The organism is Enterococcus sp. JM9B (assembly GCF_009933265.1).
Taxonomy (GTDB): Bacteria; Bacillota; Bacilli; order Lactobacillales; family Enterococcaceae; genus Enterococcus_C; species Enterococcus_C songbeiensis.
Map to the genome: position 1 here is coordinate 145,676 of NZ_MAEK01000034.1, position 25,472 is coordinate 171,147.

A 25,472-nucleotide genomic window follows, 5' to 3' on the forward strand; every position below is an offset into this window, starting at 1 on the left:
AAAAAATCGCTTTTTTCCGTCATACTTAAAACAGGAGTGTGAAAAAAATGCGTTTAGTCATTGACGGAGATGGGTCACCAGTAAAAGAAGAAGTAATCCAATTAGGTAGAGAATATGATTTGCCGGTTTTGATCGTTACTAGTGTGGATCATTATACGCGCAAAGAATACCCGGATTTTGTTCAATTTATTTATGTGGATAAAGGAGCAGATCGTGCAGATTATCGCATCGTGAAGGAAATCCAGCCAGGAGATGTCGTGGTTACGCAAGATTACGGTCTGGCTTCGCTTGTTTTGGGAAAAAAAGCCCATGTGTTTCACCATAGCGGCAAAGAATATCAAATAGAAACCATTGATGAGTTGTTGATGCAGCGGTATCTAGGTGCTCAGATTCGAAAAGCTGGCAAGCGAACGAAGGGACCAAAACCCTTCACCTTAGAAGACCGCCAGCACTTTAAACAGCAGCTGAGTCAATTTTTGCAGTTAAAAAGATAAAAAAATCCTTCTCGATCTGTTTTAATTGATCGAGAAGGATTTTTATTTTCGAAAATAGTGATACAGCAGGCGTAAAAGAGCCAGAAAGAGGAGCGCAAAAACGAAAATATAGCCGCCGATGCCCAAGCGGGTGATCCATTCAGGCTGTTGGGCGGTATTGGTCAGTAATAGGGAAGAACCAATTAAAAGTGCGGAAAGAAAGATTCCTATCACTAGTTGCAGCAGCATTCTTTCTGCTCGTCGCAAAATTTGTTCCTGCTCTTTGAATGCCAAACGGATTTGTCCTTTTCCATGGATTAACGTTTCCAACGCAGAAAGGGTACGGTCCGGTAGCTTGGGTAAGGCTTTGCCGGCTTTTAAAAGATCCAGCGCAGAACGTTTCGTTGATTCCTGCAAGTCAATCCGTTGCAGAAAATATTTTTGGGCAAAGGGCTGAGTAACTTCCATCAAAGAAAGAGAGGGATCTAATTCCTCCACCAGACCTTCTAAGGTACTGAAGGCTTTGATCAGGAGGGTCACTTCTTGGTTCAGTTGCAGATTGTTGGTGTGACAAATAGCGATGACTTCTCCCAGTACTTCCTGCAAATCAATTTCTTTGATGGCTAAATCATAATAATTTTCCAAAAATTCTTCGAGTTCCTGATAAAATTTTTCTTCGCTGAAGGAACCTTCTTTTTTACAAAGACGCAAAACAGCTTTACCGACTTCTTGGGAATCTTGGGTATAGATAGCGATCAGGGTATCTGCCAACCGTGAGCGGAGGTTGTCGTTTAGTCGTCCCATCATCCCAAAATCCAGATAAATCAGTCGATACGGAGGCAGTTCGCTGGTATCTTGCCATTTTAAGGAATAATCCACTCCGCCTAACACACCAACCCGCTTTTTATTGACAAAGGAATGGGCTGCTTCGTCTGGGGTGAGCAGATGGAGAAATAAATTGCCGGGATGAGGATCAGCATGGAAAAAGCCGTCTTCAAAAATTTGTTTCATAAAACTTTCCACTAGCAATAAACCCAACTCTTTTTTCATTTGTCGGTTAGTGACGTTGGAATAAGCAAATTCATTTGCTTCCGCCTCTAAAAGATAGCGGATGCTTTTTCCGGGCATCCATTCCAGCAGAATCACTTTTTTCGTGCAATATTCCGGGTAGACTTTGGGAACTTCAACTTGTTGCCAATGATGATTTTTTTTGTAAAATTCTTCGGCATTTTGACTTTCCTTCAAAAAATCGGTTTCGCTATCCAAAGAATGCCGCACCTCTTTTAATACGCTTTTGATATCGACGACATTGCTTTCTGGAATAAATTTAATCAGCGGCAGTGCTTTTTCAAAAAGTGCCAGATCCACAGCAATTGCTTCGATAATCCCGGGATGCTGTACTTTTACCACCACGACTTGTCCGCTTTTTAATACTGCTTTGTGAGCTTGTCCAATTGAGGCAGAGGCGAAGGGAACCGAATCAAAAGAAGTGAAAATATCCTCTAACGGCAAAGACCATTCCTTTTCCAACAATTGTTTAACCTCGGAGAAATCATCACTGGGAACATTGTCTTGCAGGGATTTAAAGGTTTGCAGGTAAGCAGGATTCAACAAATCAGTTCGTACGGAAAGCATTTGCCCGATTTTAATAAATGTTGGACCTAATTCTTCAAAGGCACGGCGAACCTCTTGGGGATTTTGTTGCTGGCTTAAATTTTGCACTACCCGATACTTCATAAAGACCCGCAAAATTTCTTTCAGGCGTTTGCTTTTTGATTGGGGAGCAGTGGTCATGTGGATAACCTCCTTGCTGGTAGGCGTAGTTTTTGTCTCTTTTCTCAATCATAAGTAGAAAGTGATAATTTTACAACTCATCACCATTTGAACAAGGTGGAAATAAAGCGCTTTTTTCAATTTGGTTGTTCCCATTCGTTATTTTGTGCTAAAATGTGAAAGAATCAAATGAGAAATAACTCTGAGTTACAGGAGGAAAGACGTTTGAAAATCGTTTTATTATATGGCGGTCGCAGTGCGGAACATGAGGTATCCATCTTATCTGCTTATTCCGTTTTACAAGCAATCTACTATGAATATTATCAAGTACAATTAATCTTTATTGCAAAAGATGGAAAATGGATCAAAGGTCCTCTGTTAGAGGAAAAACCAACATCAGAAGACGTGTTGCATGTAACATGGTCTGAAAATGGGGATTCGGGAGAATTTACTGGAACTGTGATCCAACCGGGAATCGAAAAGGAAGAAGGCACGATTGTTTTTCCTTTGCTTCACGGACCAAATGGTGAAGATGGTACGATCCAAGGCTTTTTAGAAACGTTGGATGTTCCTTATGTGGGAGCGGGAGTGTTAACAAGCGCTTGCGGAATGGATAAAATCATGACCAAATACATTTTACAAGCAGCAGGAATTCCCCAAGTGCCGTTTGTACCGGTCTTGAAAAACCAATGGAAAGAAAATCCAAAACAAATTTTTGAACAGTGTGAAGGCACCTTGTTGTATCCAATGTTTATCAAACCGGCAAACATGGGCTCAAGTGTCGGTATCTCAAAAGCTTCAAATCGTGAAGAATTGCAAAATGCGTTGCAAGAAGCGTATCGTTATGATACACGGGCAATCGTGGAACAAGGGATCGAAGCACGGGAAATCGAAGTGGCGATTTTAGGCAATGAAGATGTTCGAACGACTGTACCGGGAGAAATCGTTAAAGATGTCGCTTTCTACGACTATAATTCTAAATATATCGACAACAATATTGTGATGCAGATTCCGGCAGAGATACCGGAAGAAGTGCAGAAAAAAGCACAGGACTTTGCAAAAAATGCCTATATCATGTTAGGTGGCAGCGGTTTGAGTCGGTGCGACTTTTTCCTGACGAACAAAAATGAATTGTTTTTGAATGAGTTGAATACAATGCCAGGCTTTACCCAGTTTAGTATGTATCCGTCTTTATGGGAAAAAATGGGACTGCAATATGGCGATTTGATCGAAGAGCTGATCCAATTAGCGTTGAATCGTTTCAAACAACGGCACCAATTTTTGACAGATGTGAATGAACAGGCGTGAGGAATAATCCTCTACTAATCGTAGCAATGAGGCACAACAACAAAATTCGTTGTGCCTTTTTTTAGTCAAAGGAGAGAACGATGAAATTAACAATCAAAGAAATTGCACAGGTATTAGGATTACCGGAAAGTAGCGACGAACGTGAATTGACGACCGTCGAATTTGACAGTCGCAAAATCACGGAGGGGGCACTGTTTATTCCCTTAGCCGGGGAGCGAGATGGTCATGATTTTGTTCAAGCAGCAAAAGACAATGGGGCAATTGCTACGCTTTGGAGTAAAAAGGAACCGGCAGAAATCAACGGGATGACAGTTTTTTCCGTAGAGAATACGTTGGCGGCTTTTCAAAAACTTGCTGGGTATTATTTGAAAAAAATTGGTCCCCGGGTTGTCGGCATTACCGGCAGCAATGGCAAAACTACAACCAAAGATATGACAGAATCTGTTTTAGCACAAAAATTCAAAACGTATAAAACCCAAGGCAATTACAACAATGATATCGGGTTGCCTTACACGGTTTTTCATACACCGGAAGATTGCGAAATCCTGATTTTAGAAATGGGGATGGATCGTTTTGGTGAAATCAGTGAACTGACGAATTTGGCCCATCCGGAAGTGGCGGCGATCACATTGATCGGTGAAGCACATATTGAAAATCTCGGTTCACGAGAAGGAATCGCTAAAGCTAAAATAGAAATCCTTGAAGGCTTGAAAAAAGATGGATTACTGCTGATTCCTGAAAATGAACCCCTTTTAAAACCATTGGTGGCAGGAATTTCTCAAACCCTGAAAACGTTTGGTGAAAAAGGAGAAATCTCTGGAAAAATCATCGAAGAAACACCATCGGAAACAACCTTTGAGATTGCCGGTGAAGAATTTACGATTCCGGTTTTAGGCAGCTACAATGTCAACAATGCCTTGATTGCTTATGGAGTTGGGAAATACTTTGGTTTGACTATTCAACAAATCAAAAAAGGGTTGGCAGAATTTCAATTGACGAAAAACCGTACCCAATGGTTACATGCCGACAATGGCGCAAAAATTTTAAGCGATGTCTATAATGCCAATCCTACCGCAATGGGCTTGGTTTTAGATACCGTCGGAAATTTAGCGACAGAAGGACGGAAATTAGCTGTTTTAGCGGATATGTTGGAATTAGGACCGGATTCTTCGGCGATGCATGCCGCAATGTACCGACATCTTTCTTCTGCCTTTTCTGTTGTTTTTCTCTACGGCACAAAGATGCATGCTCTGGCGCAGGAAGTGAAAAGCAATTTGCCGGAAGTTGAGGTACAGTATTTTTCTAAGGAAGAAAAACCCCAGTTGATTCAAGCAATCCAAAAAGAATTACTGCCAACGGATATGATTGTTTTAAAGGGCAGTAATGGAATGGGTCTGAACGAAGTTGTGGAAGAATTGCAAAAAGCGTAGAAATAATTTGAAAACTTGCTGAAAATTTCATAATGTGTTAGAATTGTCTAATGCCGAAAGATGAAGTAAAAATTGGAATACAATTAAGTAAGAATGCTTTTATGATAATAAAAGGCCGAACGGGAATCGTTTGGCTTTTCTAATGCCTTCGAGAAGCGGATTTTTCGGTGTTGAAGTGTTTGCTGGATGTGTAGGGACCATCTCCGGGGAACATGGAAAAAGATGAACGCTTCAAAAAAAAGAGCGAACGGAAAATCCGGAAAGCTCACAAAAATGGCGTACGAGCGCCTGCAAAAAATGAAAGTGCCTGTCGATGGGAATTTTTTTAAGAAATTCCGCAGACATGTAGTAGATACTCTGGCAATTATTTTTTGCTGCAAGCGAGTGACGTGCGACCTTACCTAGGAGGATACATTTGAAATTTAAAGAACTAGATTTATCACCAGAATTGTTGAAATCTGTGGAGCGTGCCGGCTTTGAAGAAGCAACACCTATCCAGGAAACAACGATTCCCCTTGCATTAGACGGAAGAGATGTTATTGGACAAGCTCAAACCGGTACTGGGAAAACAGCGGCGTTTGGTTTACCAATGCTTGAAAAAATTGATACTGCAAACCGTGACCTGCAAGGATTAGTTATCGCACCAACGCGGGAACTAGCTATCCAAACACAAGAAGAACTTTTCCGTTTAGGCAAAGACAAAAAAATTCGCGTACAAGCAGTTTATGGTGGCGCAGATATCGGCCGTCAAATCCGCGGCTTGAAGGATCATCCACATATCGTTGTGGGAACTCCTGGCCGGATGTTGGACCATATCAACCGCCACACATTGAAATTAGCAACAGTTGAAACATTAGTCCTAGATGAAGCGGACGAAATGCTGAATATGGGCTTTTTAGAAGATATTGAAAAAATTATTGCCCAAGTCCCTGAAAAACGCCAAACGTTGCTCTTTTCTGCAACGATGCCACCAGCAATCAAGAGTATCGGTGTCAAGTTCATGAATAATCCTGAACATGTCAAGATTAAAGCAAAAGAAATGACTGCTGACTTGATTGATCAATACTATGTACGGGCAAAAGAATTTGAAAAATTCGATGTTATGACTCGTTTATTCGATGTTCAAACCCCTGAATTGACAATCGTCTTTGGTCGGACCAAACGCCGGGTAGATGAATTGGCTCGCGGTTTAGAAGCGCGGGGCTACAAAGCAGAAGGAATTCACGGTGACCTTTCTCAACAAAAACGGATGAGCGTTTTGCGTTCCTTCAAGAGTGGTCATTTAGATATTTTGGTAGCGACAGACGTAGCTGCTCGTGGATTGGATATCTCTGGTGTCACTCACGTGTACAACTATGATATTCCTCAAGATCCTGAAAGTTATGTTCACCGGATCGGTCGGACAGGACGCGCCGGTAAAGGTGGAATCTCCGTAACCTTTGTTACTCCAAATGAAATGAGCTACTTGCATGTCATTGAAAATCTAACAAAAAAACGGATGACACCTTTACGTCCACCAACCGAAAAAGAAGCCTTCAAAGGACAACTTGGGGCTGCTATGGAACAAATTGAAGAAAAAATGGATGAAAACGGCTTGGATAAATATTTGCAAGCTGCGGATGATTTAGTGGAACGTTATTCAGCACAAGATTTGGCTGCTTTATTGTTAAAAACAGTCGCAAAAGATCCTTCTGATGCCGTACCGGTTAAAATTACGCCAGAACGTCCATTGCCTCAAAACAAAAAAGGCGGATTCAATAAAGGCGGCAATGGTCGTCGTAGCAACAGCAGTAATCGTGGACGCAATGATGGAAACGGTGGCGGAAGCGGCCGTAAACCAAACAAGAGCAACTACAACAGCAATAAAGAAGGCGCGCGTAAAAACAGCCGCCGCAGCAACGATAAAAAGCGCGGATTTGTTATTCGCAACAACCAAGACTAATCGTTGAAAGTAAGCAAATTTAATCATTTGCTTACTTTTTTTGTTTTCAAGAGGTATTTTAATGGTTTTTGAAAAGAATTTTGGTAGAATGGGAGTAGTTTTAAAAGGAGTCGAACCGAATGATCAAAGGAATCGGCATTGATGCGGTGGAACTACATCGCATGAAAAAAATTATTGAAGAAAAGCCTCAATTTATCCGACGGGTGCTGACGGAAGCGGAACAAGCCGCTTTTTCACAGTTGCCCATAAAACGACAGATCGAATATCTGGGGGGACGGTATGCCTGCAAAGAAGCTTTTTCAAAAGCTTGGGGTACCGGTATCGGAAAATTAGCTTTTCACGATTTAGAAATTTTAGCGAATCAAACAGGCGCACCGGTCGTGACACGGTCCCCCTTTAGCGGCAAGGTCTTTGTCAGTATTACCCATACTGAAACGACGGCGATGGCGCAGATTATATTAGAAGAGTAGAAGGAAGGTTTTTCGATGAGCGTTTCATACCATCGACCCACGCAAGCGATTATTCATACGACAGCAATCACTGAAAATGTGGCAAATGAACGCAAACGAATGCCCAAGGAACAGGATTTGTTTGCTGTTGTAAAAGCAAATGGCTATGGACATGGCGCAATTGAAACAGCGAAAGCTGCAAAAAAAGGTGGAGCAAGCGGTTTTTGCGTAGCTACTATTGATGAGGGCATTGAATTACGAGAAGCGGGCTTTACAGAACCAATTCTGATTTTGGGCATCGTTGAAGTGATGTATTTGTCGGTGGTTAGTGAATACGATCTTTCCTTCCCTGTTGGAACGATGGATTGGCTTGAAGCTGCGGCAAAAAAATTAATGGAAGCTCCTGTAAAAAATCCGTTGAAGATTCATATCAAGGTGGACACCGGCATGGGGCGAATCGGATTTTTGAAACCGGCTGAAGTTGACGAAGCCGCGACTTTTGTCGAAGCACAGCCCCAAATGTTGTGGGAAGGAATTTTCACCCATTTTTCTACAGCAGATCAAGCAGACGACAGCTATTGGCAAATGCAAAATCAACGGTTCCAAGAGGCATTGAAACCATTGGCTCATCTGCCGCGTTACGTGCATGTCAGCAACAGTGCAACGGCTCTGTGGCATGAGGAAGCGATTGGCAATATGGTTCGGTTTGGAATCGCGATGTATGGCTTAAATCCTTCCGGACATGCCTTGACAGAAACCTATCCTTTAGTACCGGCAATGGAGCTGACTTCGGAATTGATCCAAGTAAAGCACCTGAAAAAAGGAGAAGGCATTGGTTATGGGGAAACTTATGTCACTCCTGAAACAGAATGGATCGGTACGGTCCCTGTCGGCTATGCAGACGGTTGGCTGAGAAAAATGCAGGGATTCTACGTTTTAGTAGCAGGACAGCGCTGTGAGATCGTGGGACGGGTTTGCATGGATCAGTTTATGATTCGTCTGCCGCAGGAATTTGAAGAAGGAACGCTGGTGACCCTGATTGGCAGCAACCAACAGGAAACAATTACAATGCAGGATGTTGCGGATCATTTAGGCACGATCCATTACGAAGTTGCCTGCACGATTTCCCAACGTGTTCCTCGAAACTATACAAAATAAGGATGATAATGAGATGGTGAAACGTGGAGATGTTTATTTCGCGGATCTTTCTCCGGTGATTGGATCAGAGCAGGGGGGGATTCGCCCGGTTCTTGTGATCCAAAATGATCGCGGCAACCATTTTAGCCCAACGGTTATTATTGCGGCTATTACGGCGAAAATGGCCAAACCCAAGCTTCCCACCCATATCGGGATCAAAGCGATGGAAAAAGGAATTGGCAAGGATTCAGTGATCTTGATGGAGCAAATCCGCACAATAGATAAAAGTCGATTAAAAGATAAGGTCTGTCATCTTGATGTTCAAATCATGGAAGAGGTCGATCGCGCCTTGCGAATCAGCGTGGGGATCGAGGAATACGCTCTTGTCGATAGACATACATAATAGAGCTGGACACTTGTGTTCAGCTTTTTTCTTAGATATAAAAAAGAAAGGAAGAAAATGATGGGGATAGCCGTTGTCGTTTTAACAGGAGTCTTGCTGCTGGCTTTTAGTTGGCAAAAGATTAGACAGCTAAAAAAAGGACCAGAGCAGCATATCTATTGTCTGTTTTCAGCAACGGAGGAACAGCCGGAAACAGATAATTTTTCTCGTTATTATGGAATTTTCCAAGTAGCCGAGCAGGAGATTCGCTTAGAGATTCCCTACCAACTATTTTTACAACATCAAGGACCGGAGCGGGGAGAATTGATTTTTCAGAACGACCGATTTATTGCCTTCAAAAAATGAGTAGTTGGCAGGAGGCGGGTGCCTAAAAACGACTGTCAAAAAAACAGCAGAAAAAGTAAAAAAAGTCTTAAGAAATCAGTAAAAGAAACAACTTGAAAAGGATTTCATCTTTGACAGATTTCCTAAATTGTCAAAAAAATTTTGACCGGTGATTGGGAAAAGTTGGAATGATCTAAATTTCGTGATACAGTATGACAGCTGGAAAAAATAAAGGATGAGATAGATGAATCATATAAAAAACACATTGCACTTATACAAATTAGATTGGAAACGAATCTTTAAAAATCCTATGGCAACCTTTTTAATCATTGCGTTGGCCATTTTACCTTCTCTTTATGCATGGTTCAACATTAAAGCCTTGTGGGACCCGTATTCAAATACAGGAGAGCTACCGATTGCGGTTTATAGTGCCGATCAGTCGACGACTTTTCAAGGAAAAGAAATCGCCATTGGGAAAGAAGTTCTTGATGAACTCCACGACAATAAACAGCTTGGTTGGCAGTTTGTTGATTCTAAAAAAGCGTTGACTGAAGGGGTAAAATCCGGAAAATACTATGCCGGAATTTATCTGCCGAAGGATTTTTCGGAGAATTTGTTGAGCTTTGTTTCAGGAGAGATCAATAAACCAAAAATCGAGTATTATATCAATGAAAAAATCAACGCCATCGCTCCTAAAATTACAGATAAAGGGGCTTCTAGCTTACAGGATCAGATTTCAGAAAACTTTATCAAGACAGCCAGTTCCACCTTGTTAAAGGTATTCAATGAAATCGGGTATGACATTGATTCAAATCTGGTCAGCATCAACAAAGTGAAAAATCTGATTTTGGAAACAGATGAGAACATCGATACCATTGACGGCTACACGAAACAAGTTGTTGAACTGCAAGAAAAAATGCCTGAGATTAAAGAAAAAATCGCAAAAGCCGAAGAATTTGTCGATTATGTGCCAAAAGTTGATGAAATGGGTGACAAGTTGCTGGCATTGAATGAAAAAATGCCGGAATTAAAAAAACAGGCAAGCATTATTTTGACTTTGCAGGAAAAGATTCCTGAAATCCAAAATGCCGGCAAACAATTGGCAGCAGTCGATGCCGACTTTGATGACATTGAACAAACCATGACTGAAGGAATCAGCGAAGCCAAATCTGGGTTGGAGATTATTCAACAAGTCCAAACAATCCTTCCTGATATAAAAAAATTAGGAAACCAAGCAGATCAGTTAGCTGCGACAACGGAAGAGGGAGCAACGAAGCTGCAAGAAGCAATCCCAAGTATTACTTCCAGCGTTTCGGTAACCTTAAATGCTATTAGCCAAGTGGCTACGACGACCTCCTCCATCGTAAGCAGTATCAATCAAGCGTTAACGGATAATCAACTGACAGACGTCGAAAAACAACATATCAGTCAGGTTATTCAAGATTTTAAAGACAACATTGCCCGTCAACAAACGGCAATTACCGATTTAGTGACCTTTCTGACCCGACTGCAAGAAGCGGCTGGAAATCAGTCCTTGCAAGGAATCATCGAAAAATTGAATCACGCCAATGATTTGCTGGGAGACTTTTCTAAACGTTTAACAACATTGGATGGTTTGATAAAAAATGGGAATAGTACCGCTATTCAAAATTATCTGGGAGAAATCGAATCTGCCGCAACTGCAGTGGCAACGTTTGTTGACAGTATTGATGTTGACACGGTTGGAAAAACCGTGAGTGATATTTTGACAAAATTAGTAGCCGCTTTGTCAACAGCACAAGATGCATTGGAAAAAGCACAAAAAATTGATTTCGATTCTCTGCTGAATGCTACTGAAAAAACGGTTGCGAATGCCATCGGCTTATTAGAAAAATACCAAAAAGATATGCCTGCGATTCGCCAGGAAGTCCATGATGCCAATACGATGTTGAATGGGCATATGACAGAAATCGTGGAGGGCATCAATAAAGGTGCCGATTTATATAAGAATGAATTGCCTGTTTTGGAACAAAAATTAGGTCTTGCTGCTGATTTTCTTGAAAACGACTGGCCAACAGTGAAAAAAGAAATCACTTCAACAATGAACATGGTGGATGAAAAACTACCGGAAGTTGAATCAGCATTAAATGCCGCCGTAGAATTAATCAATAATGACTGGCCTACCTTGAAGACCGGACTTCATAAGGCTGCGACTGCTATTCGTGCAGGAGAAGAGGAAGTCGATCTTGGGGAAATCATTAAGCTATTGAAACTGGATGCTCAAAAAGAGAGTGATTTCTTTACCAAACCGGTGGAATTGCAAACCAATCAAATCTATCCTATTGCCAACAACGGTTCGGCAAGTACACCTTTTTATACGGCACTGTGTTTATGGGTAGGTGCATTGCTGCTGTCTAGTGTAGCAACTACGGAGTTTCATTTGGAAGGCTCGGACAAAAAGAAATACACCAAACGTGAAACCTTTACAGCGCGGATGTTGACCTTTTTGACGATGGCTCTTTTCCAAGCCTTGATTGTTACATTGGGAAATTATTTCTTGTTGGGAGTGGATGTTCATAATCCCTTCTATGCGGTACTCTTTGCTTTGATTGTCGGGCTGGCCTTTATGATGATTGTGTATGTTCTATCAGCCCTTTTCGGCAATATTGGTAAAGGAATTGCGATTATTTTACTGGTGCTGTCGATTTCTGGTGGTGGCGGAAATTATCCGATTCAAGTATCCGGTAAATTCTTCCAATTTATCAATCCTTTGTTGCCTTTCACTCACGCAGTCAATCTTTTGCGGGAGCCGGCAGGAGGTATCTACTGGCCAAATGCAACAGCCAATATTTTGATTATGGTCGCATTGTTCGTAGTATTTGGATTGTTGGGAACATTCGTTTATCCTTATCTTTCTGAAATGACGCGAAAATTGGCGAAGGTTTCCAAAGAAAGCCATTTCTTCCATTAATAAAAACAAGCTGAAAATCAACGTGAGAAACGGAGGATTTTCAGCTTGTTTTTTTCGGTTAACGATTTTTATTTTTGCTTGTATCGGAAGAATTCTTTTTTTCAAAAATGAAAGGTTTTTTCTGCGGATTTTCATTGACATTTTCAAGAGGGAAGCGTAGCATACAGTCTTGGCTGTGGGAAAAAACAGTCTTTTGTGTAAAGAATATTGGAGGGAGAAAAGTGGAATATTTAAAACGTTTGCTGGTAGGACGTCCGCTGAAATCGGCTGAAAATGATGAGCACAAATTAAGTCGCTTTGCCGCTTTAGCGTTGTTATCTTCTGATGCCTTGTCGTCTATCGCTTATGGTACAGAACAAATTGTTGTCGTGTTGGTGGCTCTTTCGGCAGCAGCTATCTGGTATTCATTGCCAATTGCCGCCTTTGTTATTATTTTATTGATTTCATTGACCTTATCTTATAGACAAATCATACATGCTTATCCTCATGGCGGGGGAGCATATGTTGTAAGCAGCGAGAATCTGGGGAAAAATGCTGGTCTAATTGCTGGTGGCTCATTATTGATCGATTATATGCTGACGGTGGCAGTTTCGGTTTCTGCCGGTGCTGAAGCCATCACGTCGGCGATACCAGCGCTGTATCATCATCAAGTAGCAATCTCGGTAATCATCGTTTTATTGATTATGATGATGAACTTGCGGGGGTTGCGGGAATCCGCCAGCTTCTTAATGCTGCCGGTGTATACCTTTATTGCTGTGATTACGATTTTGATTCTGGTGGGCTTATTTAATATTGTGACCGGTGCACAACCTCTACAGGCAACAGCTTTGCCTGGTGCAACAATTCCCGGGATTTCGATTGCTTTGATTTTACGGGCATTTTCTTCTGGTTCTTCTTCCTTAACCGGGGTGGAGGCCATCAGTAATGCGGTACCTTTCTTTAAAAAACCCCGGGCAAAAAATGCTGCGGGAACGTTGGCATTGATGTCATCAATCTTAGGTTTCTTCTTTGTAGGAATTACGTTTATCAACTACTGGTACGGAATTGTTCCAAAAACAGAAGTAACCGTGTTGTCACAAATTGGACAAGCCGTGTTTGGTCATGGCTTCATGTTCTACGCCTTACAATTTACGACAGCACTGATTTTAGCGGTCGCTGCCAACACTGGGTTCTCCGCTTTTCCGGTTTTGGCCTATAATTTGGCAAAGGATAAATTCATGCCGCATATGTACCAAGATCGCGGGGATCGTTTAGGTTATTCCAATGGGATCATGACATTGGCAGCCGGCTCGATCGTGTTGTTGTTTATTTTCCAAGGATCTACGGAACGATTGATCCCGCTTTATTCCATCGGGGTGTTTATTCCCTTTGCTTTATCACAAACCGGAATGGTCATCAAGTGGCACAAGGAAGGAAAAGGCTGGCTTTCAAAATCGATTGCCAATATTGTCGGGGCATTTATTTCTTACGCGATCATTATTATTTTATTTGCCTATCGTTTAGGAGACATTTGGCCTTTCTTCATCATCATGCCAATTTTATTGCTGATCTTTTATAAAATTCATGACCATTACAAAAAAGTTGCGGAGCAATTACGCTTGGAAGATGATGTTGCGTTGCACACCTACGATGGCAATACTGTTATTGTTTTAGTGGGGAATGTTACTCGGGTAAATGTCGGTGCGTTGAATTATGCCCAATCGATTGGCGATTATGTGGTGGCGATGCACGTTTCTATGGACGAAGATATCGAAAAAGAGCGGGAGATCGAAAAAGAATTCAAGGAACGTTTTCCAGAGGTTCGTTTTTCAGTCGTTCATTCCTCCTATCGTTCGATTGAAAATCCAATCATCCGCTATGTAGATTTAGTAAGTAAGAATGCTGCAAAACACAACTACACCACAACAGTCATCGTGCCGCAGTTTGTTCCACGGCGAGGCTGGCAAAATATTTTGCATAACCAAACCAGTTTGCGTCTACGCCTGCGACTTTCTTGGCGGGAAAAAATCGTAGTGGGAACATACAGCTATCATTTGAAAAAATAAAAACAAAAAAATTCGCGGGATTCCCTGCGAATTTTTTTGTTTCTTCAATCTTAAGAACGTTTGCTGGCAGGATCAAGTTTACGCTCGATGATCCCCAAGCCCCAATCAGTGATAATTGCCATCAAAGCAGTTGGCAGTGCACCGGCTAAGATAATCGAAGCACCATCTGTGGCGTTGGTTCCGCGAATGATGATATCTCCTAAACCGCCGGCACCAACAAAGGCTCCGATGGCGGTGATTCCGATTGCTACCACCAATGCATTACGAATTCCCGCCATGATGACGGAAACAGACAAAGGCAGTTCGATCATATAAAGACGTTGGAACGCCGTCATACCCATGCCTTTACCGATATCCAATGCATTACGATCCACCTGAGTCATGCCGGTGTAGGTATTCTTGATGATCGGCAGCAAAGAATAAAGAAAGACCGTAACGATTACGACATTTACCCCCAGTCCTAAGCCAATCATCAAAATGGAAATCATGGCTAAGGAAGGAACCGTTTGGATGATATTCGCAAAACGAATCACCCAGTTTGCCAAGCGGCGTCTTCTGGAAATCAGAATGCCGATGGGAATGGCAACAATGGCCGCAAAAATCACTCCGTAGATCGATAACAAGAAGTGACGGATAAATTGACTGAATACATAGGCGCCATTTTCTCTAAAATAATAAACAAATTGTTCCAGCAAGTTCATATCTTGTAAATTCATCTCATCACTCCTCTTCGAAATAATTGTTTTTTTCTAAAAATTCTTGGGCAACAATACTTGGTTCGACCAAATTGTTGTCAGCCTCGTAATTCAACTCTTGCATTTGTTTCGTATCGATTTTTCCGGCAAGTTTTTCAATTGCCGCGTTTAATTCTGGTGTGTCCTTTAACAATTGATCGTCAACAATCGGCGCAGCATCATAAGGGGGGAAGAAACGCTTGTCATCTTCCAACATCACCAAATCATAACTACCGATCCGTCCATCGGTGGAGTAGCCCAGAACGATATCCATTTTTCCGGCAGCTACCGCATCGTAGACCAAACCGATTTGCATCGGTAAAATCGAATCAAAGGCAAAGCCATATTCTTCTTTAAAGCCTTCGTAGCCGTCCCCTTTTCGAGTGATCCAGGAAGTATCCACACCTGCCACCAATTCATCCGCTACGTCCTGTAAATCGCTGACGGTTTTTAAATTGTATTTTTCCGCAGTATCCTTACGAACTAAGAAGACATAGGTATTATCAAAGCCATAGGAAGGAAACCAAGTTTGATTGTAGCGTTTTTCAAATTCCGTTTTCACTATATTGAAAGCTTCTTTGGGATCTTTTACCGGGTCCATTCCCAAAGTGGAGGTTAAATCGGTCCCGGTATAGCGGGCGGCCGAAATTTGTGCATCCCCGTTCATCATCGCTTGGTTATTGATGGTGGTAGTAGCCAAGTTGTTGATGATTGTGGTTTTTTTATCGGTATAATGTTCCACCATTCCGGCAACTAAACTCGCAAGAATTTGTGACTCCGACGTGATTCCACCAGTAATTGCGATTGTGTTTTCATCCGCATTTGATGAAAGCCCCGGCAAGGAACAGCCAGCCAGTAACAGCACTGTGCTGAAAGCCAAAAGGAATTGTTTTAATTTTCGTTTCATTCGTCTGCCTCCCTTAACGCTTTAGGAGTCAAGCGTGTTTCTAAAAGTCCGAGTAAAAAATCTGCCAATAAGGCTAAAATCGTTACCGGGATCGTTCCGGCAAAAATCAAATCCGGTTGATAGTTGTTCAATCCGCTAAAGATCATATCACCCAAGCCGCCAGCTCCGATGTAAGAAGCCAAGGTTGCCCAAGCGATAACGTAAACTGCGGCTAACCGAATTCCTGCCATGATGGTCGGTGTAGCGATGGGCAACTCCACACTTAAAATGGATTGGATATTGGTCATTCCCATGCCTTTGGCGACATCTCGATAATTGCTGTCGACATTTTTCATCCCGATATAGGTATTCCGCAAAATCGGTAATAACGAATAAATGAAGAGGGCGATGATCGCAGGTGTTTTACCAACCCCAAAAAAGGGAATCATCAAAGCAAGCAATGCTAAAGATGGAACAGTCTGCAATGCACTGGTGACACTGATTACTACGCTGGCAACTCTTGGCAGTCGTGTAAGAAGCACGCCTAATGGAACGGCCAACAAAATACCCAGCCCCAATGAAAAAGCAGAAATATACAGATGTTCGGAACCTCGGGCTAGAATCTGGGGACCGTAAGTAGAAAAGAAATCTGCCATGAAAATCAGGCCTCCTCTTTCGTTGATTCTGCCGCTTGGCTAAGGGTATTCTCCTCACCCCAAATAACATCATAAACAATATCAACAAGGGAAGCACGGGTCAAAATACCCACCACGCGATTTTGATCGTCCACTACCGGCACGTATTTCAACCCGCGTTTTAAAATCCGTTGCAAGGTATCACGCAGCAATGCTGATTTTTTCACATAGAAAACATCTTTATTTAAAATATCGCCAACACTGGAAACTTTGCTACGTTTACGATCAAGAGTTTCTACATCGATGAAGCCTTTAAGAATATTCGAGTTATCGGTGACCAGCAAGGTATCGACACGTTTTTCGCGCATCAAACGGATGGCTTCTTGCAGGGATTTTTCAGGGGTGATGGTAATGGCTGTGTTCAGCATCACTTCGCCGACTGTGGTGACGTCCGGCTTGGTTTGAAGGAGTCGGTCTTCACCGATTAGTTCTTCAACAAACTCATTTGCTGGATTGCGTAAGATATTTTCCGGTGTATCAAACTGGATTACTTTGCCTTCACTCATGATGACAATCCGGTTTGCTAATTTTAATGCTTCATCCATATCGTGGGTAACGAAGACGATCGTTTTCCCTAAACGTTCCTGTAAATCTTTGACTAAATCTTGCAGGGAGTCCCGAGTGATGGGATCAAGCGCACCGAAAGGTTCATCCATCAGCATGATATCTTGATTGGCTGCCAATGCCCGAACAACACCAATCCGCTGCTGCTGACCACCAGAGAGTTCATTTGGGTACCGATCCAGCATTTCCCGCGGCAGTTCCACTAAGTCGATCATTTTTTCTGCGGTTTTATTCCGCTCATCATCACTGACCTTCAATAATTTTTGTACCAGTGTAATGTTTTCCCGAATCGTCATATGGGGCATCAAGCCGATATTTTGGATGACATAACCGATTTTCCGGCGCAATTCAACAGGATTGATCTCTTGGATATCCTTGTCATTGATTAAAATTTTTCCTTTGGTCGGTTCGTTCATTCGATTAATCATCCGCATGCAGGTAGTTTTTCCGCTGCCGCTGGTTCCGATAAAACAGATGAATTCACCCTTTTCAAAGGAAAGGTTAATATCTTCGACGGCTACTTTTCCGCCCTTGTAAATTTTTGTTACATGTTGAAATTCAATCAACGTCTCTCACCTCTATTTTTACTATTTCCAATTAATGCTTTCCTTACTAGTATGCACGAAAAAAGCGTTTCTCACAAATTTAATGATTTTTCTCGTTATTTTTCGCCAAAAATAAACGTGTATTTTTTTATTTTTTAGCGAAATGCAACCGTTTTATAAAAGTGAAAAAATGAACAAGCCGAAACATGAAACAACACGTCAGACAAGGGTTCAAGTAACATGCGGGGGTGAGCTTTTGTTTGACAAGCAGAAAGGGGTCGGCTAAACTTCAACTAACAAATTTTTAGAAAATTCAAAAATCGACGGGAGAAGATGAGATGAGTAGAAAAGGGATTTGGGCTAAGGTAATCGTTTCTGGTGTCATAGGTACGTTGTTTTTGGCAGGTTGTGGACAAAAAAAAGAAGCCGGTAAGGATAAAAAAAGTGAACAGATTTTCAGTCAAACGGTACCTACTGAATTGACGTCTGCCGATCTTTCTGTCGTTACCGATACAATCAGTTTTGGAATTTTGAATAATACCAATGAAGGCATCTACCGTTTAGATAAAGACAATAATCCGCAACCGGCAGGCGCCAAAGAAATGGCGGAGGTTTCGACCGATGGAAGAACCTACACGATTCATTTGCGGGATACCAATTGGTCTAATGGCGATCCAGTCAAGGCTGGAGATTATGTGTATGGCTGGCAACGAACCGTCGATCCAAAAATGGCGTCACAGTATGCCTTCATGTTTAGCTCGGTTAAAAATGCCGATGCCATCAACCAAGGAAAAGCGGAATTGGATACATTAGGTATCAAAGCCTTGGATGATACCACCTTAGAAATTCAATTGGAGCAGGCAACACCGTATTTTCCATATTTGTTGGCTTTTCCCTCCTTCTTTCCACAAAATAAAGGCGTTATTGAAGAATATGGCGATCAATATGCCGCTACTAGCGAAAAATTGGTTTCAAATGGTCCCTTTGTTTTGACGGATTTTGACGGACCGGGGGTAGATACAGATTGGACACTGAAAAAAAATAAGGAATATTGGGATGCCGACACGGTCCAATTGACTGAAATCAATTATACAGTGGTCAAAGAGGCCTCCACCGCCTTGAATCTTTTCAATGACGGACAGGCAGAAGACGTGACGTTAAATGGGGAATTGGCCCGACAAAAAGCCAATGATCCGGAATATGTTTCTTTGCCCATCGCTTCGACCACTTATTTGGAATTCAATCAAGCAACGCCGGATTCTCCTTTTAAAAACAGCAATGTTCGAAAAGCAATTTCCTATGCTCTCGACCGTAAAAGCATCGTCACGAATATTTTAGGCAACGGCTCAATTGCCTCTACCGGTTTTGTTCCCAGTGGAATGTCCTTGAATCCAGAAACCAAAACTGATTTTACTGAAGACACAAAGGCAACCTTGAGCTACGATGAAAAACAAGCCCAAACTTATTGGGAAAAAGCCAAAAGTGAACTGGGTATTGAGAAATTGTCCTTCAAACTTCTTTCTTCTGATGTGGATTCAACCAAAAAAATTACGGAGTATATCAAAGGACAGTTGGAAGAAAAATTACCGGGAATAACTATCGATTTAAATCCTGTCCCCATCAGTGTGCGGCTTGAACGGGCAAACAGCGGGAATTTTGAAGTGGTGATGAACAACTGGGTGGCCGATTATGCCGATCCAAGTTCTTTCCTTGATTTATTTGTGACTGGTAGTCCTTATAACCGAGGAGATTATTCCAGCAAAGCCTATGATAAAGCTGTTGAATCAGCTTCGTTAGCGGATGCTACCGACGAAGCTGCCCGCTGGCAGGATTTACTGACAGCCGATCAGATTTTAAATGAAGATATGGGTATCGTTCCGATTTATCAATCAACAGAAGCCCATTTGCGTTCAGAAAAAATCAAGGGAATCGTAACCCATGCGGCAGGTGCTCAGTATGACTATAAATGGGCCTACGTCGAGTAACAAGAAGGAGATCATGGCAAGTGAAAATCAAAGAAATAAAAACGCAACTCATCCCGATTCAACTTAATGCACCTTTTAAAACTGCCTTGCGGGAAGTCAATGCAGTGGATGTGATTCGAGTAAAGATTTATTTTGACAACGGGGTGGTTGGTATCGGGGAAGCCGCGCCGACAAAAGCAATTACCGGAGACACCGAAGCATCGATTTTAAAAACCATTAACAAAAGTTTTAGCCCATTTCTAATTGGAAAAGAAGTTGATGGAGAGCTGACAATTTTAGACGAAATGAAGCAATTGGTCTCCGGTCAAACCAGTCCCAAAGCAGCGATGGATATTGCTTTGTTTGACGGATTGGCAAAAGCGGCGAAACAACCGCTATATCGCTACCTTGGTGGAAATACGCCACAACTGACAACTGATTTTACCATCAGCATTGCCAGCCGGAAAAAAATGGTGGCTGATGGGGTTGCCAAGGTCAATGACGGGTTCACGTCGTTGAAAATCAAACTGGGTTTGGATGATGTGGCAGAAGAAGTTGCCAAGATCCGTTGTATGAATGAAGCTTTAGAAGGGAAAATTCCTTTTCGTATTGATGCCAATCAAGGGTGGACAAAGGAAGAGGCGGTCCAAATTTTAGCTGAATGGCAGGATATTCCAATCGATTTTGTAGAACAGCCGGTGAAAGCACATGATTTTGCTGCACTGAAATATGTGACAGAACGTTCCACGATTCCCATCATGGCAGATGAAAGTTTATTTGGCTTTACCGATGCAAAAAAACTGCTAGAAGAACAGTGCTGTGATCTATTGAATATCAAGCTGATGAAAAGCAGCGGCATCAAAGAAGCCATCCAAATTTTTCAATTGGCACAACACTATCGGATTCCCTGCATGGTGGGTTCCATGATCGAAGGCTATGCCGGAATGGCTGCTGCCGCCCATTTCGCAGTCGGTATGAAAGACATGGCTTATTGTGATTTGGATGTACCGTTCATGTGGCAGCAAACTGCCGATTTGGCAGAAAAAAGCGGCCTGCACATTCGTCCCGGAAATTTAGCGTTAACAGATGGCATTGGTCTAGGAATCAAATAGGTAGAAGGTGAAAAAGTGAAAAAAGTCCAAGTTCCCCAAACATTTTTATGGAAACAGCCAGAAAATAATGCTGTCCTTGCAGAAATCAAAAATAAAGCCGCAGAAAAACCGTATTTTTTAACAGCGGATTCCGCCATGACCTTGTATCGGGAAAAGCTGGTGGATTCCCAGTTGTTGTATGGTGAAGAAGTTGAGGTGCTTGCCAAAACGGGTGAGTGGACACAGGTTCTCGTGCCTACACAGCCGGTAGAAAAGGGTGTTGGCTACAAAGGGTGGATTCCCAGTAAGGATTTGCTGGAAGTCCCTGCACCAAAAAAAGACTTCCCTAAAGTCGCCGTTGTCTCACCCAGTGCCACACTTTCTTTTGACGAAAAAAACGATAAGAAAAAAATCCGAGTAGTTTTTGGCACCGTTCTGCCATTGCTTTCGGAAGAAACGGATTTTGTTGTGGAGACCCCTCACGGTACAGCGCATTTGGCAAAAAAAGAGGGGCAGCGCTTGGATCAGTACAGCGGCGTGCAAAAAGCACAAAATATGATTCAGCTCGCGCAGTATTTTTTAGATTTGCCTTATGTTTGGGCGGGAATTGGCGGCACGGGTTTTGATTGTTCCGGTTTTGTGTATAGTCTGCATCGGGTCAACGGGATGCAACTGCCTCGTGATGCCCATTTGCAAGCTATTGCCGGGGAAAAAATCGAGTTTGCGGATGCTCAAGCCGGTGATTTACTATTTTTTGCCTATGAAGAAGGGAAAGGCTTTGTCCATCACGTAGGTATGTATTTGGGAAATGGAGCAATGATTCATTCTCAAACGCCCGGCTCGAAGGTAATGATCACAAAAATTGCCGGTACGAAGTATGAAACTGAATTGAGTGAAATCAGAAGGTTTTGGAAAAAGTAGAAAAAGACTCTTGACATTTTCAGAAAAAGTAATTAGAATATTCAAAACAATAGTGATAAAAGTAATGATAAGAAGTAGTAGATTATCCCATGAATTCAGAAAGCTGCCGGTTGATGAGAGGCGCATTCATCTAATAATCGAATTCCTCTTTGAACTTCGCACCGAATGGAGTAGGCTGCGACGGATGGTGAGCGTTCGTTATAATGCCAGGGTATTATGAATGTACCTGTTAAGGTGGATTGTGTGAGCAATCGACAAAAAAAGGTGGTAACACGAGTCTTTCAGGCTCCGTCCTTTCCAATTTGATTTGGAAAAGACGGGGCTTTTTTTATTGCTTTTCGCAATTCCTGACGGTGATTCATAAGTTTCTGACAAAACGAATACTTATTATCTGACTGAAAAAAATGTTTTTGAAGGGATAGTTTCATTGGTTTAAATCTTTTGGTGAAAGAAAAGAGACGATCAAAAAATGAAACACTTAAAAAAGAGGAGTGGAGAAAAATGAGTTTCAACGCATTAAGCAAACGAATCAATATGGAAAGTGTCAAATCAATTGGAAAATTATCCGATGAAGTAGCGGCGAAAAAAGCGGCACGGGACGAAGAACTAAAAGGAATCATCGAAGGAAAAGATCAACGAATTTTATTAATTATCGGTCCTTGTTCTGCCCATGATGAAGAAGCAGTGATGGAATATGTGCGACGTTTGGCAAAATTACAGGAAGAAGTAAAAGACAAAATTTTCATGGTACCACGAGTGTACACCAATAAACCTCGGACCAACGGCGATGGGTATAAAGGACTGTTGCACCAACCAAGCCCAACCGGGGAAGTCAATCTCGTTAGCGGAATCATCGCTGTTCGAAAATTGCATAAACGGGTCATTACAGAAACCGGTTTGACTACTGCCGATGAAATGCTTTATCCGGAAAATTTGGAGTTTGTGGAAGATTTAATTAGCTACATTGCTGTTGGAGCCCGTTCGGTGGAGGACCAACAACACCGTTTTGTTGCCAGCGGAATCGATCAACCCACCGGAATGAAAAATCCTACCAGCGGCAATTTGAAGGTGCTTTTCAATTCCTTGCATGCAGCACAACAAAAACAAGAGTTCATCTACAATGGGGCAGAAGTGGAATCAAGTTCTAATCCTTTAGCGCACGTGGTTTTACGTGGAGGACTTAATGAACACGGAGAGAACATCCCAAACTATCATTACGAAGATCTGTTGAAAACCGTTCAAGCATATAACGCAGGAAGCTACCAAAATCCATTTGTCGTAGTGGATACCAACCATGATAACTCCGGCAAACAGTATGAAGAACAAATTCGGATCGTAAAAGAAACATTGACGAACCGTACCTACAATGAAGATATCAAAAAAATGGTTCGCGGCTTCATGATTGAAAGTTATTTGGAAGATGGACGTCAAGAACCAGATGGCACAGTTTTTGGTCAATCCATTACCGATCCTTGCTTGGGATGGGAAAAAACAGAAGAACTTGTCCGCTATATCGCAGCACACGCATAAAATTGATGAAGGCTAACTAGCAAAAAAAATCCGAATGATCGTTTTTCGTACAGTGTGACGAGCGGGATCATTCGGATTTTTATTTTTACTTAGGGCTGGAAGAATGCTAGTCTTCCGGATAAATGTTGGCTTCGATTTCTGCTCGTTGTTCCGCAAGAAACGGTGGTAAAGCGAAACTTTCTCCCAATGTTTCTAAAGGTTCATCAATCGTAAATCCGGGAGCTAATGTGGCAAATTCCATTCGATTGCCGCCGGGTTCGCGAATATAAAGACTCTTAAAATAGCCACGGGAAACGATTTTTTCGATAGTCCACCCCTGTTCCTTTGCCCGTTCGTGTAAGCTATCCAAAGCCTCGTCACTTTCTACTGCAAAGGCGATATGATCGACACTGCCGCGACCCATATGACTCATGTCTGTTGTTTCATTTGGTAAAATGCGGATAAAATCTGTTTCATTAAAAGAAATTTGTTGTTTTTTTGTTTGCCAGCCTAATAATTTTTCGAAAAATTCACTGGTTTTTGCCGGATCGCTTACATGAATCTCAGTGGAGCGCAACCCTAAAATTTGATAGTTTTCAGGAATTTCGTTTTGGACGACATGTTCCATGGCTAAGGGTGCTTGATCTACTTCCTCCAAAATTAAGTCCACTCCGTCGTTATCAGCAAAAAATAATTCTTTTCCTTTGCGGGTGAAGGCAATCTCTTGGGCTTGTAGTCGTTGTTCCCAATAGCTGATACTTCCGCGGGGAATTTTTAAACCGATGGTTGCAATAAAATGATCCTTGTCGTAACGATTGCCTAAATGGGGAACGACAAAAAAAGTAACGACTGATCCCGGTGCGCCTTGGTAATCGCCATAGTAGTAGTGGAGCATTCGATGGTTGTCTTGATTAACCGTGTTTTTTACAAAACGCATGCCAAGTAGTTTCGTGTAAAAGGCAACGTTGTCTTTGCTGTTTTTAGTTAATAATGAAATATGATGAAGTGGTGGCATAAGGGATCCCTCCTAATTAGTAGCTTACTTATTGTAAGTATAATAAGAATGCCTAAAGGAAGCAAGCAACTTGTCTGCGGGTCGAAAATCTTTTCAAAAAATGGTAGAATGGCAAAGACAAAACCTGAAAAGAGTGAAAAGAATGTTAACTACGGAAGATTTTGATTTTGATTTACCAGAAGAACTAATCGCCCAAACACCGTTAAAAGATCGTGCCAGTTCTCGTCTGTTGGTTTTAGATTCTAAGACAGGAGAAATGCAGGACAACCATTTTCATGACATTATCAATGAACTGCATCCCGGCGATGCCTTAGTGATGAACGACACACGGGTCTTGCCTGCACGTTTGTATGGGGAAAAACCAGATACCGGCGGACATTTGGAAGTCTTGCTGCTGACGAACACCCATGGAGATACGTGGGAAACGTTGATTAAACCAGCAAAACGAGCAAAAGTCGGTACAGAGATCGTTTTTGGTGATGGTCGTTTGAAAGCTGTTGTCGAAGAAGAACTGGAACATGGCGGACGGATTATTACCTTTAACTACGAAGGAATTTTCTTGGAAATTTTAGAATCGTTGGGAGAAATGCCCCTGCCACCTTATATCAAAGAACGTTTGGAAGACCCAGATCGTTACCAAACCGTGTACGCCAAGGAAAATGGTTCTGCAGCTGCACCAACAGCCGGCTTGCATTTTACGAAAGAATTATTGGCAGAAATTCAGGCAAAGGGAATTGAACTGGTGTATTTGACGCTGCATGTTGGTTTGGGCACATTTCGTCCAGTAAGCGTGGATAATATCGAAGAACATCACATGCACAGCGAATTTTATCGTTTGACAGAAGAAGCTGCTGCTGCTTTGAACAAGGTTCGTCAAAAGGGCGGACGGATTGTTGCGGTGGGAACCACCTCGATTCGAACATTAGAAACTATTGGAACAAAATTTGATGGAGAAATTAAAGCTGACAGCGGTTGGACGGATATATTCATTACTCCCGGCTATGAATTTAAAGTTGTTCAAGCTTTTTCAACGAATTTTCACTTACCAAAATCAACGCTGGTTATGTTGGTAAGTGCCTTTGCCGGTCGAGAAAGAACTTTGGCTGCCTATCAGCATGCAATCGAGGAACGCTACCGTTTCTTTAGCTTTGGCGATGCCATGTTTGTGAAATAAAAATAAGACGAGGCTCTCGAGGGCCTCGTCTTTCTATCTTATGGAAGGGATTTGCTGAAAAGGGTTTGCTGTTTATACATGTAAAGCAATTCTCTTATAAACAAAAAACTTTGTCTTCGCTACATTTCTACGCTAAAACA

At 42.0% G+C, this 25,472-nt stretch carries 21 protein-coding genes and 1 other annotated feature; of the genes, 15 read left to right on the plus strand and 6 right to left on the minus strand.

The window, feature by feature from the left end:
* Positions 1 to 47: 47 nt before the first annotated feature.
* On the plus strand, positions 48 to 494 hold the full coding sequence (locus BAU16_RS11460) for a YaiI/YqxD family protein (protein WP_048604441.1): 447 nt from the start codon (positions 48 to 50) through the stop codon (positions 492 to 494).
* Positions 495 to 536: 42 nt separating this feature from the next.
* Here the strand turns inward: BAU16_RS11460 and BAU16_RS11465 are convergent, their stop codons facing one another.
* Positions 537 to 2,267 (minus strand): ABC1 kinase family protein, encoded by a 1,731-nt coding sequence (locus tag BAU16_RS11465; protein WP_161527122.1) that lies wholly within the window; start codon positions 2,265 to 2,267, stop codon positions 537 to 539.
* Positions 2,268 to 2,471: 204 nt separating this feature from the next.
* Between BAU16_RS11465 and BAU16_RS11470 the strand changes: the two genes are divergently transcribed.
* From BAU16_RS11470 to BAU16_RS11510, 9 genes are all read left to right on the plus strand, one after another.
* Positions 2,472 to 3,554, plus strand: coding sequence for a D-alanine--D-alanine ligase (locus BAU16_RS11470; protein ID WP_048604438.1), 1,083 nt, complete (start codon positions 2,472 to 2,474; stop codon positions 3,552 to 3,554).
* An 80-nt stretch (positions 3,555 to 3,634) separates the two neighbouring features.
* Entirely contained in the window at positions 3,635 to 4,984 is a 1,350-nt protein-coding gene (locus tag BAU16_RS11475; RefSeq protein WP_161527123.1) for a UDP-N-acetylmuramoyl-tripeptide--D-alanyl-D-alanine ligase, read from the plus strand.
* Between the two features lie 415 nt (positions 4,985 to 5,399).
* Positions 5,400 to 6,926 carry a degradosome RNA helicase CshA gene (cshA, locus tag BAU16_RS11480; RefSeq protein ID WP_161527124.1) on the plus strand — a complete coding sequence of 509 codons (1,527 nt, stop codon included), beginning with the start codon at positions 5,400 to 5,402 and terminating at the stop codon, positions 6,924 to 6,926.
* Positions 6,927 to 7,045: 119 nt separating this feature from the next.
* Positions 7,046 to 7,396 (plus strand): holo-ACP synthase, encoded by a 351-nt coding sequence (gene acpS / locus BAU16_RS11485; RefSeq protein ID WP_137604802.1) that lies wholly within the window; start codon positions 7,046 to 7,048, stop codon positions 7,394 to 7,396.
* Positions 7,397 to 7,411: 15 nt separating this feature from the next.
* Complete coding sequence (gene alr / locus BAU16_RS11490; protein WP_161527125.1) at positions 7,412 to 8,533, plus strand: alanine racemase; 1,122 nt, start codon at positions 7,412 to 7,414, stop codon at positions 8,531 to 8,533.
* A 13-nt stretch (positions 8,534 to 8,546) separates the two neighbouring features.
* Complete coding sequence (locus BAU16_RS11495) at positions 8,547 to 8,915, plus strand: type II toxin-antitoxin system PemK/MazF family toxin (protein ID WP_048604433.1); 369 nt, start codon at positions 8,547 to 8,549, stop codon at positions 8,913 to 8,915.
* 60 nt (positions 8,916 to 8,975) lie between these two features.
* Entirely contained in the window at positions 8,976 to 9,260 is a 285-nt protein-coding gene (locus BAU16_RS11500) for a hypothetical protein (protein WP_161527126.1), read from the plus strand.
* A 223-nt stretch (positions 9,261 to 9,483) separates the two neighbouring features.
* Positions 9,484 to 12,189 (plus strand): YhgE/Pip domain-containing protein, encoded by a 2,706-nt coding sequence (locus BAU16_RS11505; RefSeq protein ID WP_161527127.1) that lies wholly within the window; start codon positions 9,484 to 9,486, stop codon positions 12,187 to 12,189.
* Positions 12,190 to 12,410: 221 nt separating this feature from the next.
* Positions 12,411 to 14,234: an APC family permease gene (locus BAU16_RS11510; RefSeq protein WP_048604430.1), complete on the plus strand. Its 1,824-nt coding sequence runs from the start codon at positions 12,411 to 12,413 to the stop codon at positions 14,232 to 14,234.
* Between the two features lie 50 nt (positions 14,235 to 14,284).
* Here the strand turns inward: BAU16_RS11510 and BAU16_RS11515 are convergent, their stop codons facing one another.
* Genes BAU16_RS11515 through BAU16_RS11530 form a run of 4 tightly spaced genes read right to left on the minus strand, consistent with a single transcriptional unit; the run spans position 14,285 to position 17,679 of the window.
* Entirely contained in the window at positions 14,285 to 14,950 is a 666-nt protein-coding gene (locus BAU16_RS11515) for an ABC transporter permease (RefSeq protein ID WP_048604429.1), read from the minus strand.
* A 4-nt stretch (positions 14,951 to 14,954) separates the two neighbouring features.
* Entirely contained in the window at positions 14,955 to 15,875 is a 921-nt protein-coding gene (locus tag BAU16_RS11520) for an osmoprotectant ABC transporter substrate-binding protein (protein ID WP_048604428.1), read from the minus strand.
* Positions 15,872 to 16,510: an ABC transporter permease gene (locus BAU16_RS11525; RefSeq protein ID WP_048604427.1), complete on the minus strand. Its 639-nt coding sequence runs from the start codon at positions 16,508 to 16,510 to the stop codon at positions 15,872 to 15,874. The genes BAU16_RS11520 and BAU16_RS11525 overlap by 4 nt, the downstream gene beginning before the upstream one ends.
* 5 nt (positions 16,511 to 16,515) lie before the next feature.
* Positions 16,516 to 17,679 carry a betaine/proline/choline family ABC transporter ATP-binding protein gene (locus BAU16_RS11530; protein WP_048604426.1) on the minus strand — a complete coding sequence of 388 codons (1,164 nt, stop codon included), beginning with the start codon at positions 17,677 to 17,679 and terminating at the stop codon, positions 16,516 to 16,518.
* A gap of 317 nt (positions 17,680 to 17,996) precedes the next feature.
* On the opposite strand from BAU16_RS11530, the gene BAU16_RS11535 reads away from it, so the two are divergent.
* The 4 genes from BAU16_RS11535 (at position 17,997) to BAU16_RS11550 (ending at position 23,164) form a co-directional block, all read left to right on the plus strand.
* The gene (locus tag BAU16_RS11535) at positions 17,997 to 19,643 is read left to right on the plus strand and encodes a peptide ABC transporter substrate-binding protein (RefSeq protein ID WP_161527128.1); all 1,647 of its coding nucleotides are present in this window, start codon (positions 17,997 to 17,999) and stop codon (positions 19,641 to 19,643) included.
* A 20-nt stretch (positions 19,644 to 19,663) separates the two neighbouring features.
* Entirely contained in the window at positions 19,664 to 20,734 is a 1,071-nt protein-coding gene (locus tag BAU16_RS11540; RefSeq protein ID WP_161527129.1) for a dipeptide epimerase, read from the plus strand.
* 15 nt (positions 20,735 to 20,749) lie between these two features.
* The gene (locus tag BAU16_RS11545) at positions 20,750 to 21,634 is read left to right on the plus strand and encodes a C40 family peptidase (protein ID WP_161527130.1); all 885 of its coding nucleotides are present in this window, start codon (positions 20,750 to 20,752) and stop codon (positions 21,632 to 21,634) included.
* 55 nt (positions 21,635 to 21,689) lie between these two features.
* Positions 21,690 to 21,933 (plus strand) — a binding site (T-box leader).
* 145 nt (positions 21,934 to 22,078) lie between these two features.
* Positions 22,079 to 23,164, plus strand: coding sequence for a 3-deoxy-7-phosphoheptulonate synthase (locus tag BAU16_RS11550; protein ID WP_261795777.1), 1,086 nt, complete (start codon positions 22,079 to 22,081; stop codon positions 23,162 to 23,164).
* A gap of 106 nt (positions 23,165 to 23,270) precedes the next feature.
* Here the strand turns inward: BAU16_RS11550 and BAU16_RS11555 are convergent, their stop codons facing one another.
* Positions 23,271 to 24,158 carry a VOC family protein gene (locus tag BAU16_RS11555; protein ID WP_161527131.1) on the minus strand — a complete coding sequence of 296 codons (888 nt, stop codon included), beginning with the start codon at positions 24,156 to 24,158 and terminating at the stop codon, positions 23,271 to 23,273.
* Between the two features lie 142 nt (positions 24,159 to 24,300).
* On the opposite strand from BAU16_RS11555, the gene queA reads away from it, so the two are divergent.
* Positions 24,301 to 25,332 (plus strand): tRNA preQ1(34) S-adenosylmethionine ribosyltransferase-isomerase QueA, encoded by a 1,032-nt coding sequence (gene queA / locus BAU16_RS11560; RefSeq protein WP_137604793.1) that lies wholly within the window; start codon positions 24,301 to 24,303, stop codon positions 25,330 to 25,332.
* Positions 25,333 to 25,472 lie beyond the last annotated feature (140 nt).